The sequence below is a fragment of the Gimesia maris genome (assembly GCF_008298035.1).
Taxonomy (GTDB): Bacteria; Planctomycetota; Planctomycetia; order Planctomycetales; family Planctomycetaceae; genus Gimesia; species Gimesia maris.
On record NZ_CP042910.1, the window covers coordinates 1,088,417 to 1,101,828 of the forward strand.

12 protein-coding genes are annotated in these 13,412 nt (G+C 52.3%); 2 read left to right on the forward strand and 10 right to left on the reverse strand.

Annotated features, from left to right (window positions below):
- Positions 1-22 precede the first annotated feature (22 nt).
- From GmarT_RS04095 to GmarT_RS29365, 10 genes are all read right to left on the reverse strand, one after another.
- Positions 23-868: an ABC transporter permease gene (locus tag GmarT_RS04095; RefSeq protein WP_002644189.1), complete on the reverse strand. Its 846-nt coding sequence runs from the start codon at positions 866-868 to the stop codon at positions 23-25.
- Positions 865-1,833, reverse strand: a complete 969-nt coding sequence (locus GmarT_RS04100) for an ABC transporter ATP-binding protein (RefSeq protein ID WP_002644188.1) — start codon at positions 1,831-1,833, stop codon at positions 865-867. Before GmarT_RS04100 ends, GmarT_RS04095 begins: the two co-directional genes overlap by 4 nt.
- A complete protein-coding gene (locus GmarT_RS04105) occupies positions 1,823-2,230 on the reverse strand; it encodes a cytochrome C oxidase subunit IV family protein (protein WP_002644187.1) in 408 nt (135 codons plus the stop codon). The genes GmarT_RS04100 and GmarT_RS04105 overlap by 11 nt, the downstream gene beginning before the upstream one ends.
- Positions 2,231-2,248: 18 nt before the next feature.
- Positions 2,249-3,262 (reverse strand): cytochrome c oxidase subunit 3, encoded by a 1,014-nt coding sequence (locus GmarT_RS04110; protein ID WP_044236332.1) that lies wholly within the window; start codon positions 3,260-3,262, stop codon positions 2,249-2,251.
- Positions 3,263-3,333: 71 nt separating this feature from the next.
- Complete coding sequence (gene cyoE, locus GmarT_RS04115) at positions 3,334-4,266, reverse strand: heme o synthase (protein WP_002644185.1); 933 nt, start codon at positions 4,264-4,266, stop codon at positions 3,334-3,336.
- Between the two features lies 1 nt (position 4,267).
- The gene (locus GmarT_RS04120) at positions 4,268-5,227 is read right to left on the reverse strand and encodes a COX15/CtaA family protein (RefSeq protein ID WP_002644184.1); all 960 of its coding nucleotides are present in this window, start codon (positions 5,225-5,227) and stop codon (positions 4,268-4,270) included.
- A 28-nt stretch (positions 5,228-5,255) separates the two neighbouring features.
- On the reverse strand, positions 5,256-7,076 hold the full coding sequence (locus tag GmarT_RS04125) for a cytochrome c oxidase subunit I (RefSeq protein WP_002644183.1): 1,821 nt from the start codon (positions 7,074-7,076) through the stop codon (positions 5,256-5,258).
- Complete coding sequence (coxB, locus tag GmarT_RS04130) at positions 7,076-7,909, reverse strand: cytochrome c oxidase subunit II (protein ID WP_002644182.1); 834 nt, start codon at positions 7,907-7,909, stop codon at positions 7,076-7,078. Before coxB ends, GmarT_RS04125 begins: the two co-directional genes overlap by 1 nt.
- Before the next feature lie 93 nt (positions 7,910-8,002).
- Positions 8,003-9,355 carry a c-type cytochrome gene (locus tag GmarT_RS04135; RefSeq protein ID WP_002644181.1) on the reverse strand — a complete coding sequence of 451 codons (1,353 nt, stop codon included), beginning with the start codon at positions 9,353-9,355 and terminating at the stop codon, positions 8,003-8,005.
- A 259-nt stretch (positions 9,356-9,614) separates the two neighbouring features.
- Positions 9,615-9,767 (reverse strand): hypothetical protein, encoded by a 153-nt coding sequence (locus tag GmarT_RS29365; RefSeq protein ID WP_155367931.1) that lies wholly within the window; start codon positions 9,765-9,767, stop codon positions 9,615-9,617.
- A gap of 73 nt (positions 9,768-9,840) precedes the next feature.
- Between GmarT_RS29365 and GmarT_RS04140 the strand changes: the two genes are divergently transcribed.
- Both GmarT_RS04140 and GmarT_RS04145 read left to right on the forward strand, forming a co-directional pair.
- Positions 9,841-10,848, forward strand: coding sequence for a glutamate cyclase domain-containing protein (locus GmarT_RS04140; protein WP_002644179.1), 1,008 nt, complete (start codon positions 9,841-9,843; stop codon positions 10,846-10,848).
- Positions 10,849-11,004: 156 nt separating this feature from the next.
- Positions 11,005-13,410: a M1 family metallopeptidase gene (locus GmarT_RS04145; protein WP_002644178.1), complete on the forward strand. Its 2,406-nt coding sequence runs from the start codon at positions 11,005-11,007 to the stop codon at positions 13,408-13,410.
- The last annotated feature ends 2 nt before the right edge of the window (positions 13,411-13,412 follow it).

A 13,412-nucleotide genomic window follows, 5' to 3' on the forward strand; every position in this document is an offset into this window, starting at 1 on the left:
AGTTCGTTAAATAGAATTATATTTATCGGGCATTTCGGGAGGCCCGCTGTCGGGTCATCCAGATGGCAATCGTTACATAAATTATACAGACCACAGCGGTGACGGTCAGGCAGACAATCATCGAGGGGTTGCCCGGCGCACTGGGGAGAGCAGTTCCCGCAGAGAGCAGACGCCGTAAACCGGTCACCCCATACGTCAGGGGATTGGCGCGGATGATCCAGGAAAGCCAGCCGGAATCTCCCGCCGGAAAAAACGAACCGGAAAGCAGCCACATCGGCATCAGAAAGACTGACATGATGGCGTGAAACCCTTGTGTGGATTCCATCGGCCAGGCAATCAGGTAGCCGAGCGCCGTCAGGCTGAATCCCAGCAGGAACAGAAACAGCAGCAGGGGAATGAAACCTGCCAGTGTGATTCCGGTATCGAAGTCCGGCGCCAATCCGACAATTTTTAATAGGGGCCCCAGCAGAATAAACAGGACAGCTTGTAAAACGGCCAGGATCGTTCCCCCCAGCAGTTTTCCCAATACAATCGAAGAACGGGGAACCGGGGAGACCAGCACTCCCTGCAGGAAGCCTTCCTTACGGTCTTCGATGATCGAGATCGTAGAGAAGATCGCGGTAAACATCAGGATCATGACGGCGACACCCGGGAAAAAATATTCCTGGTAGGTCATGCCTGCCGTCGCCCATTCGGGGGCTTTGAAAGAACCACGCAGTCCTGCTCCGAACAGAATCCAGAACAGGATCGGCTGAATCAGGGCACCGATCACGCGGGTACGCTGTCTGGCAAAGCGGACCACTTCACGCTGCGCAAGTGTCAGGATCGGCAGAACAAAGGAGGGGGTGACTGTGGCAGGCTGATTCATTCAACTTCCTCCGCCTGCCAGAACTGATGTCCGGTCTTATGAATGAAGACATCTTCCAGGGTCGGTTTCCCGAGTGAAACTGACGTGACCTGTTCCGGAAAGGCGTCGATCAGATCTTTCAGAAATTCGTGCCCCCGCGGATGTTCCAGACGCAGACTGTGATTGACCTGCTGAGGCGTGACGCCGAATCGCTCTGTAATCTGGTTCTGTAGGGTTTCTGGATGTTCCGCGTGGATAGTCAGGCAGTCTCCCCCCACCGAAGCCCGTAATTCGTCCGGCGTTCCCAGCGAGATCAGTTCTCCCTGGTGCAGAATTCCCAACCGGTCACAGTGTTCCGCTTCCTCCATTAAGTGTGTGGTGATCAGGATAGTCACGCCCTGTTCGCGCTGAAGTTGTTTGAGGTATTTCCAGAGATCGTGTCGCGCACCCGGGTCGAGTCCGGTGCTCGGTTCATCCAGCAGCAGGACCTGGGGAGCATGCAGCAGGCCTTTGGCAATTTCGACGCGGCGTTTTAACCCGCCCGACAAAGATTCGGCCAGGTCCGCTTTACGATCTGTGAGTCCCAGGTGCTGCAGCACGGACGTGATCCGTTCCCGCAGCAGTTCGCCTGCAATGCCATACAGGTGTGCCTGATGTTTCAGGTTTTCCCATACCGTCAGTTTGCCATCCAGGCTGGGTGACTGGAAAGTGACGCCAATGACGGAGCGGATTTCCCGAGCCTGTGTGGAAAGGTCTCGATCAGCAATTGTCGCGTTACCGGACTGCAGTGGGAGCAGTGTTGAGAGCAGGCGAAAGAGAGTCGTTTTGCCGCCTCCGTTTGGTCCCAGCAAGCCAAAGATCTCTGCGGGGCGGACATCAAAGCTCAGCTGATTCAAAGCCAGCCGATCGCCGTATCGGTGAGAAATATCGGTGACACGGATGCGGGCTGCAGTCGTTGCTTCCTGAGTGAGGGGGTTACTCAACATGACTTTTTTCGGGGTTCAAGGCATCAGTCGTGGCTGCGGTCTGCCGGGCCTGTTCCAGGTAGTCGATTTGTGGTGCTTCATTGGTGTAATAATGAATGCCGATATCGGGAGTCATGGCGATCGTCAGTCCCATCGCGAGAATGATAGTGGGACTGAGCAGCACGTACTTCCATTTTCCTTCGAATTTCAGATGCATAAAATAAATCAGAACAAACAGTGCTTTGGCGCAGGCGACGGCCAGAACCAGCAGTGCCAGCAGCACGACGCCGTTCATGCCGATGATGTTCTTTCCTTTTAAATCGATGACGTCAAAGAGGATCGACAGCACCGTGCAGATACACAAAGCGAAGAAGATGGAGGAATATTTGACGTAAGCGTGATCGTGTTGATCTGACATCTGATTAGTGGCTCTCAGTTAAATGATGTAAATCAGCGGGAACAGGAAGATCCAGACCAGGTCGACGAAGTGCCAGTACAGGCCGATATTTTCGACGTAATCGTTCCATTTTTTACTCAGGCGTCGGCCCTGCATCAGCACAATGATAAACAGCAGCATGCCGATCACGACGTGCAGGGCATGAAAACCGGTCAGCAGAAAGTACACCGAGGCAAACAGGTTTCCGTAAATAATGGGTTGCAGAAAATGGACTGGTGCAAGGAACGAACCATACTCGGGGTTCTCCTTCAGGGTTTTCAGCTCTTGATTCATCTCCTGCATGCTGATGGATTCGTCCAGCGCCCGTTCATTTAATTCCCGGTATTTATCTCCGAGATCAAAATAGGCCTGCAGTTCTTTTTTGCGTGCTGCAGGGGTGTCTTCGGCCGCCAGTTCTGTCTGCAACTGCTGGCGGAGTTCTTCGACGGGCGTTTCGACTTCCTCTGTTTTTTCATCGGCGACGCCGGCGATTTCCACTGATTCTTCAGGATCCGTGGGTTCTGTTTTGTCAGGCAGCTTTGCAGCAGATAACGCAATGGCCCGTTGATCTACGACGTGTTTCATTTCCCGCATGGATTTATCGATGGCCATGCGCGGGGTTTCCGGAATGTGTCCGGGGAGAATGTCGTATTTGAACTTGCCCGAATATTCATAGGCTTTGATGCCCAGGAACAGACAGGCCAGCAGCAGCGTCAGGCAGAGATAACGTCTTGCTTTGGCAAAGTTTTCGACTTTCATGCCTTCCAGCGCCAGTACGACGAAGTAGCTGGAGAGAATCAGCACAAATGTATTCAAGCCGCCGGCCCAGATTCGCAGGTGGGTGATTTCCGGATCGTCAGGCCAGCCGGGCGAACCGGCGCGGAGCACGATGTAGGCTCCGATGAAGGCCGAAAAAAACATGATTTCTGTCGCCAGGAAAAGCCACATCCCCAGTTTGGAGTGTGGTATGGGAAGCCCCATTCGATATTGTGGCGAATTACTTTCGTGACTCATTATAATCTTTCACTTTACATCGCAGACAATCAAACAGTCGTTGAATCCTGAAACGCGTGTTCGTGGATTGATCAGTTAAACAGTTGCAGTCGATCCCAGGTCAAGGTGAGTAACAGCAGCGGGAGATAAATCAGAGAGAACCAGATTAACTGGCGGGCGGTCTGGCGTGTTTCGTTTCGCAGGAAACGAATCGAGAAGGCAAGGTAGCCAATTCCCAGGACCAGCGCGACCACAGAGTAAAACGTCCCTGTCAGGGAAACATATTGAGGCAGCAGACTGACGGGGATCAGAGCGACCGCATAAATCACACACATCCAGCCGATTATGCGTGGTGCCGGATCTGCGGCGGGCAGCATTTTCAAACCTGCCTGGTGGTATTGATGACGGTACAGCCAGGCAATCGCCAGAAAGTGCGGGAACTGCCAGAAGAACATGATGGCAAAAATCGCGAAGGAAGAGGTATTCAGATTGCCTCCCGCAGCCGTCCAGCCCAGGATGGGAGGCATGGCGCCGGGGATGGCACCGATGGTGGTGCAAAGTGAGGTCACCCGTTTAAGGGGTGTGTAAACCAGCACGTAGAGCACCAGGGTCATCATCGCTAAAAAGGCAGTCAGCAGGTTGACCATGGTTGCCAGGTAAAAAATACCGGTCAGCGCGGCACCAATACCGAATACCAGAACCTCGGGCAATGAGATTTTCCCGGCAGGCAGCGGGCGATTGGCCGTGCGGGGCATCAAGGCATCACTTTTCATTTCCAGCATCTGATTCAGCGAGTTGCAGCCGACGGCAACCAGACCGATTCCCAGCAGGGCATGGATTAAAGGCAGCAGGGACCAGGAATGGGCGGAGGCCAGTGTATAACCTAATGCCACCGAGATCAGAGCCATCGTCGAAATTCTCGGTTTGATGAGTTCGAGGTAATCGCCTAACCGGGCCAGGCTGACAGGTTTGGCGGCGGTTTTCGATTCTTCGACAGCGATGTAAGATTGTTGAGTTGTAGACATTTCAAACGTTACCTTCGGCATTCGGTAAGGAATCAGTAGCAGAGAGAGATTGCTCTGACGATCTGTTTTTATTTAATTGATGGAGTCGAAAGACACGGACCGAATACAGGGCCGTGGTCATAAGTAACAGGATACCCGCAATCAGGTGTGTGGTGCGAAACAACGACTGTTGCAGGGAACCGGGTTCTCCAACGATCCCGGCAGCAGGAAGCCCAAATCGTGTCAGCCAGGCACCAATGCCGAGCATGATCTGGAAAATACCGAGATGCAGCATGCCCATCGCCGGTCGTTTCAACCATTTGATACCTGTTTTGCGAGCACTGCGAAATTCAATGATCACAAAGATCAAAACCACAATCGCAAAGCTCATGTGAGGATGCAGTCCCATTTTGAAGTGGCTGAGGAATCCTCCCAGGAAATACTGAAAGAGGACGAGCAGCGGCACTGTGATTGCCAGGCGGCGACCATATCCAGCAGCAAGTTCAGGGGGATTATTGCTGTTTTCGATCCAGCGTTTGCCTGTGGCCATGGTCAGGAATGACATCAGGGTAAACACGCAGGCGGCAAACAAGCCGTGTGCCATTGCCAGAGCTTTGCTGTTTTCAGTAACTCGGGTACCCCCCAGAATTCCCTGGATAATCACACAGACCAGCACGGCGATTGCGACATTGCGAATCCATTTTTGTGATTCGACTTTAAAGGCCACTATGACCAGTATGATGGATAAGAAGCCGACCAGCGTTCCCAGGAGTCGATGCACATGCTCGAAAAATTTATCCGTAGGGAGACCGAACACAGGATACGTAAACATATTTTGTCCGTCGGAACTCGGCCAGCCATCTACTGCCATGCCATAGTCCTTGGTGGTCACATGCCCGCCCATAATCATCAGAGGCAGCGTGGCGATTGCAGTCGCCAGGGCCAGTCTGAAAAGCCAGGGATGATACTGTTGCTGGTTCATTGGGATAACTTTTGGTTAACGTTTCAATTTACACTGAGGTTTCGGTATCGGTAGACGTGTGATTTGCCGGCGGCTCACATTTCTGTTCTGTCTGCATCAGAAAATCTTTATCGCCATTCACGACGGCATATTCATTGGGTCCGTGATAGACCATCGGTACAAAATCGAAGTTTCCATGTCCTGGAGGGGACGGAGCCGCCCATTCCAGCGTCGTCGCATTCCAGGGATTTCGACCTGCTTTGGGGCCAAAGAACATGCTGTAGAAGATGTTGATGAACAGCAGGATCTGGGCAGCACCCATGATGATGGCAGAAATGGTCATGAACTGATTCATCGGCAGCAGGTGCTCGAGGTAACCGTGCAGGTAAGGGTCGGCATAGCGGCGGGGCATGCCCTGCATTCCCAGGAAGTGCATCGGGAAAAATGTGCCGTTGGCACCGATGAAAGTCAGCACGAAGTGCGTTTTACCCAGTTTTTCATTCATCATCCGGCCGAACATTTTCGGGAACCAGAACTGGATTCCGGCGAAGACACCAAACAGGGTGGCACCGAACAGAATGTAATGGAAGTGGGCGACAATGAAGTAGGTGTCATGGAAATAGACGTCCACGGGGACAGCCGCCATGAAGATACCGCTGAGCCCGCCGACGATAAACATTGAAAGGAAGGCAATGCAGTTCAGCGTGACCGTATTGAATTCCAGCTTCCCACCCCAGATCGTTGCGGTCCAGTTGAAGGTTTTGATTGCGGAGGGGAGCGCGATCATCATGGTGGAGACCATGAACGCCATCCCGACGGCAGGGTTCATGCCGCTGGTAAACATGTGGTGCCCCCAGACGATGAATCCGAGGCTGGCGATGGCAGACATGGAGAAGACCATCGGCTTATAACCGAACAGCGGTTTCCGACACATGCAGCTCAGCATGTCGGACACCATACCCATAATCGGGAGCAGCATAATATAAACCGCGGGATGAGAGTAAAACCAGAACAGGTGCTGCCAGAGTAAAGGCTGTCCGCCTCCCACCGTAGGCGCGGCGTTATTGATGACCAGTCCGGAAGGATAGAAGAAACAGGTTCCGAATAATCGGTCGGCAACCTGCATGAATCCGCCGGCGGTCAGAACGGGAAGTGCAAACGCCTGCAGAATGGCCGTGATAAACAGTCCCCAGATGGTCATGGGCAACCGAAAGAAGGTCATGCCGGGAGCACGCATATTGATGATGGTCGTCATGTAGTTGATTGAGCCCATCATTGAAGAGAACCCGACAAAGGTCACTCCCAGCAGCCAGTATGTCTGCGCGGTTCCCGAGCCCGGGGCCGCTTGCGCCAGATCAGCGAGTACCGGGTACGAGGTCCAGCCTGCTGCCGGACCGCCTGCGTACTTGAAACTCATGCCGAAGCAGGCGATTGCCGGCCACATGAACCAGTAACTCAACATGTTCAGTTTGGGAAATGCCATATCATCCGCGCCAATCATCAGCGGGATCAGAAAGTTTCCGAACATCCCTGCGAGGATGGGGATGATCACCAGGAAGATCATCACGGTGGCATGCATGGTAAACAGCATCGTGTAAAATTCCGGTGAGATCTGTCCGCCTTCCGCGGCAAACAGCCATGGCCCGACAATCGGCATCGATTCCCAGGGGAACGCCAGCTGCCAGCGGACTGCCAGGGCAAGTGCACCGCCGACAATCATCATCAGCAATGTGGTAAACAGGAACTGGATCGCGATGATTTTATGGTCAGTTGAAAAAATGTACTTCGTGATGAAGTTTCCCGGCCCGTGATGCTCCTGGGGAGTCAGAATCGGTTGCAGTCCGGTGGGGGAGGGATTCAAAACACTCATTACTCGGCGGCCTCACTCTCTGAGCCGTTTTCGTTGGCGGCAATTTTTCCCAGTCCATCATAGGATTGCTGCTGGGTCAGGTTTTTCAGATAAGCCTGGTATTCTGCTTCGGGTTGCACGATCACGTGGGCTTTCATTTTGTAATGGCCCCAGCCACACAGTTCCGCACAGACCAGATCGTAAACGCCGGGCTTGTTGGCTTCGAACCAGACGGGAATCTGCAGGCCGGGCAGGGCATCCTGTTTGATCCGCAAAGCGGGCAGGAAGAACGAGTGCTGCACATCGTCGCTGCGCAGCTGGATCAGTACCGGTTTGCCGAAGGGGACGTGCAGTTCATTGACGGTATAAAGGTCATCGGGCTGTGGTTTGGGCTGAAGTTGTTTCCCGATGGCAGGATAACGGAAACGCCATTCAAACTGGCGCGCGGTGACTTCTGCCAGGGGATCTTTGACAGCGGCTTCCGGGTAGTGATTTTTAAAGCGAAAGTCCGCCCAGAGGTTCATCTGGTAGAGGGCCAGAAATAACAGGATGGCACCGGGGATGATACTCCAGATGAGTTCCAGTTTATGGTTACCGTGTATGTACTGGGCTCGCTCATCACGATTATTGGCACTACGCCAGAGAGCATAGACAAGGACTGCCTGCGTACCGACGAACACAAGTGCCGTGATGGCCAGAATTAAATAAAACAGGCTATCGATACGGATTCCCAGGTTACTGGCGGCTTGCGCATTGTCGTAGGGAAAAGACCAGCCAATCAATGGAGCTGCCGCGCAGGACACGACTGCGGCAACAGGCCAGAACAGAAAAAATAAACACCATCCTTTACCCACGAAAGGTCTCCCGTTTGGTCTTTGATTGAGAATTCAATTGGTTGTCTTAAATGAGTTCAGATACAAAATAGTCAGCAACACGGATCGAAGTGATTACTTGCTGTAAGGCAGGCTCATCACATAGTTGACCAGATCCCAGCGTTCTTCATCTGTCAACGCAGAGGGGCCAAAGGCTGGCATCGGCGTACCCTTGATGCCGGCAAAGATCCGCCGATAAATGTCGATCGGTCGGCGTCCACCACGATAAATACCACGGTGCAGATCCCGGGGGGGCAGCTGATTTCCCCAGATATCATGCAGTCCGCGATTGGGATATTTTTCATTGGTAACCGGGTTGGTCCAGAAGTCCTGTGTGGCAGACCCGTTGCCGCGTCCCTGGGGACCATGGCAGGTAGCGCACTTGGTTTTATCGCTGAGGTACAGTTTACGTCCCCGTTCGCGGGATTCCGGTGAGTCTGGCACACGGGGAGACTCAGGGATCACCAGCGCCTCTTCCAGGTTTGCTTCTTCCCAGGCTTCCGCAACACTGGATGTGGCGAAATCAAGTGTGTCCGGGAAGTCCAGTTCCATGTACTCTTTGAGTTCTTCATTGACCTCTTCCGGCGTTTCCCCTCCCGCTTCACTGGTTCGTTCGGCAAAGGTCTCCTGGGAATAATCAAGGAACAGTTCGTCGACCAGTTTCTTTTCCGTTTCACCGCGAATGGAAAGCCAGATGACATAGTTGACAATCGCAGAGACTTCATCGTTGGTCAGCAGTTTAAAGGAAGGCATGTACGTCCCGGCGATTCCTTCTTTGACGGTTCGCTCCAGATCGTGTACCTGTGCTTTATCGGTCGATTTGGTGGACGTGTATTTGTAAATGCCCAAACGAAAATCACGAGGGGGAGGATTCAGATAGCGGGACGTCGGACCAGTGCCTTCTCCCGACATACCGTGACAGTGCATGCAATGTCGATTGTAAAGATCGCGGCCAAACTGCAGTCGCGTGCATTCGACCAGAAAAGTGTCGCCGGGCTGAGGATCGATTTCCGCAGATTTCTCAACGGCGATGATACCCGTTTCAAAATTGTATTCCTTGATGCGTGAAATCTGTCCCTGGGCTTTTCCGGAGGTCCACTCCAGGGGCAGTCCCTGAAGTTTGTCATACGCGTTTTCCAGGCCTGTGGTTTGAAAGCGGATCAGGGGGGCGTCGGCTCCCGTAGATTCGACTGATTTGACCTTGCCTTCCACATCGCCGAATTTCGTGGGCAGGCCTTCAAACTGAGTGAGGGCCAGTGGATTGCCGAACTCTCTGACCAGCGCCTCTTTGACGGGTTTGGCGGCGGCAGGCATGAGTTCATTGGTCTTCTCGGAGAAGATAAACTCAACCTTGGGCTGTTCGCACCCCGCGATGGTTATCACCGGGAATAACAGCAACAAAATGAAATCACGATACCCAAATCTCACGGAAGTGAATCCTCACTCTTTACTTATTCTGACAGTTGATTGATCGCAGTCTGTCGAGTCCGTTCACCCCCGGAAATTCGAACTGACCCGGGGATTTCTATTTTCCTTATGCCTCAAGCGATGCAGGGACGCGGATCAGTCAATTCACTGGAAAAATACGGAGATCAATCTGTTCATGTCTGCAATCGTTTTCTGACAGGTTTGCTTGCGCGGGGTGGGAGGCTTAACAGCCTGAATACTTAAGTAATTCTGGCAATGCTCAGGCGTTCTGACAACCAGCGTTTCCCTTTAGAAAGCCTTTTCTCACAAGCAGGAAGGCCCCCATCGGTAAGGTCCCAATCGCGGGAATCACACTTATAATATCGTATTTTCTTTGACTCTCTTTTTCAATCAGCACAGGCTGTCGTTTCACTACAATCCTGAGTAAACTGTTTTCACAGAGGCGAACTCTCTGTTTTTTACAGCTACAGTGCGAACAGGATTGAATGGGCACCTCACAAACAGACATGATCCGGGAATTCGACCGCCTGATTCGCAGGGATCCGGGAAAACGGGGCCTGATTGATTCCGAAAGCCGGTTTGGACCCCTCTGTCAGGACCATCTGCTGCAGGCCGCCCAGGCCATTGGGGCCAGTGCATCGCAAGTTGTGATTATCACAGGCTTTTATGTCCCCCGAGCACCGGTTCCTGCTGCCGAAACAGATGGGCCCCCCGGTGCTGTTTTGCTGGCGTTGATTCTGGAAGCATGTGGCATTGATACATTGGTGGTCACTGATGCGTTGTGTGCCCCTGTGCTGACGGCGACCGTCGATGCCTTCGGTTACGCCCGCTCCCGGCTTGTGGTTCTGGATCCGGATCAGCCGGGCTGGATTGAATCATTTTTCAGTCGACAGAAAATCAGTCATCTGATTTCCGTGGAGCGAGTAGGCCCGAGCCACACGATGGATTCCTGGTCGTCTCAGTTTTCTGATCGCAGTATGGATAGGAGCATATTTCAGCAGTGCGTCCCGCAGGCACATTTTGACCGCTGTCACAATATGCGCGGAGAAATCATCGATTCTTTTACGGCCCCTTTACATCAGCTGTTTGAGCGACTGTCTGAGTTTTTCCCAGCCGCGATTACAATCGGTATTGGCGACGGGGGAAACGAGATTGGAATGGGCAGCATTGCTTGGGAAGAACTGGATCGCCGCATTGCTTCGGAATTTTCCAGCCTGATTCCCTGTCGCATTGCGACCGACTGGAACATCGTTGCCGGAACCAGTAACTGGGGGGCTTCGGCACTAGCGGCAGCGGTCGCGTTATTACATGATCAGACGCGCATTCTGTTTGACTGGCAGCGGGATGAGCAGTTGAAAGTCCTCGAATTCATGGTTCAGGAAGCCCACGCCGTCGATGGGATTACAAAACAGCGGGAACCGACCGTAGATGGACTGCCGTTCCTTACGTATATGCAGCCCTGGGAAGGAATCCTGTCAATTCTGACTCGCTGATTTCCCGTTTTTTGCGTAAGACATCCGGGGAAACTCCTTCCCGCAGGCTCGAAATGACTTGCAATCTGACTTGTTTTACCGGTTAAAATGGGTTTCTGAACCTGTTTTAAAAACTGCTCGCCTCTCTTCTCGTGTCCTCAACAGAAACGAACTTGGATGAACCTCATGAAAATCAGCGTGCTCCGTTCTCACGAAAAGGCCCTCCTGAGACTGATGTGTCTGGCTCTGTTTTTGTGTTCAACCTCCCTGCTGCAGGCCCAGATCGTCAGTAATGACAAGTTCAAACAGGAAGATAAATTTCGGCAACTGGAAGAAACGTTACCTACCCCGAATGAGTTTCGCACGGCTTCCGGCGCACCGGGAGAAAAATATTGGCAGCAGGAAGTCGATTATGAAATTGATGTGGAGCTGGATGACAAGCTGCAGAAGATTATCGGGACGGAAAAAGTCACTTACACCAATAAGTCACCCGACAAGCTGAATTATCTCTGGATGCAGCTGGATACCAATATTCTGTCGTTCGATTCTGATGCACATCTGACTGATACCAGCTCTCATCTGGGAAAAGTCGGTTATAAAACGATGCAGCAACTGATGGCGAAAGAAACCTTTGATGGCAGAATGAAGATTTCGGCGGTCCGGGATGAGCAGGGCGATCCTCTCCCTTTTCAGATCATCAAAACCATGATGCGGATTGATTTGAACGGGTCGTTGAGCAGTGGTCAGAGTATGACGTTTTCGGTGGACTGGAGTTATCTGATCAATGATTCCCAAAGTCGCCCCGCGCGAACCGGCTATGAGTATTTCGAGGAAGATAAGAATTTTCTGTATGAGATAGCCCACTGGTACCCGCGCATGGCGGCCTACACGGATAACACCGGCTGGCAGCACAAGCAGTTCCTGGGGCGTGGCGAGTTCACTCTGGAATTCGGGTCTTTTCTGGTGAAGATTACGGCGCCGGCAGATCACGTTGTGGCAGCGACGGGGGAACTGCAGAACCCGGAAAAAGTCCTGACTGAAACACAGCAGAAACGATTGGAACAGGCTAAGACGGCGGAGAAACCGATGTTTATCATCACGCCGGAAGAAGCAAAGAAAAATGAAGCGTCCCGTTCGAAAGAAAAAAAGACCTGGATCTTCATGGCGCCGTTCGTCCGTGATTTTGCTTTCGCCAGTTCTCGAAAATTCATCTGGGATGCCCAGGGACATCAGTTGCAAGGGAAAGACAAACCGGTGATGGCGATGTCGTATTACCCGAATGAAGGGGAGCCTCTCTGGAGCAGGTATTCGACGCATGCCATCATTCATACCCTGGATGTCTTCTCGAAGTACACCTTTCCGTATCCCTACCCGGTGGCGATTTCAGTCAATGGACCGGTGGGTGGCATGGAATACCCGATGATCTGCTTTAACGGCCCTCGGCCCGAAAAAGATGGAACCTATTCCAAGCGGACCAAGTATGGTTTGATTTCTGTGATCATTCACGAAGTGGGCCATAATTACTTTCCGATGATTGTTAACAGTGACGAACGCCAGTGGACCTGGATGGATGAAGGGATTACCACGTTTCTGCAGTTTTTAACGGAACAGGAATGGGAGCCCGATTATCCTTCGCGGCGGGGAGAGCCCCGGGACATCGTCGGTTATATGAAGGGGGACTATCAGGTTCCCATCATGACCAACTCGGAATCGATTCTACAGTTCGGCAATAATGCCTACGGTAAGCCGGCAACCGCTCTGAATGTATTGCGGGAAACGGTACTTGGACGGGAACTGTTCGATTACGCGTTCAAGGAATATTCCCGACGCTGGATGTTCAAACGCCCGACACCTGCTGATTTTTTCCGCACGATGGAAGACGCCTCAGGCGTCGATCTGGACTGGTTCTGGCGCGGCTGGTTCTACACCACCGATCACACCGATCTGGCGGTAGAGAATGTCAGGCAGTTTCTGCTGGAGACCGGTGATCCCTATGTCGACAAAGTCCGTCGCAAGAAAGAACGGGATGAAGAACCGGAGTCTCTGTCTGATATCCGTAATAAGAGTCTGCCGAAACGGACAGAAAAATTTCCCGAGCTCAAAGACTTCTACAACGAATACGACGACCTGGACGTGACCGACGCGGATCGAAAGAAATTCGAGGATCAACTGAAAGAACTGAAGGCGGATGAGAAAAAACTCCTGGAAACACAGAAGTACTTTTATCTTATCGATCTCAAAAACCAGGGAGGGCTGGTGATGCCGGTGATCCTGAAACTGACTTTTGATGATGACAGCTCTGAGATGCTGCGGATACCTGCGGAAATCTGGAGGCTGAATAACAAAAGCGTTTCCAAACTGATCTTAACGGAGAAGCCTCTGAAAAACCTTATACTGGACCCTCATCGGGAGACTGCGGATACTCAGCTGTCCAACAATGAATTTCCCCGGACAATCAGCAAATCCTATTTCCAGCTGGAAAAATCGAAAAAGTCGAAGAACGAGATGCAGAAGCGCGAGGAGGAACAGAAAAAGGCAACCGAGAAGGACAAACCTAAAAAGGAATCTGAAAAGAAGGAGTGATG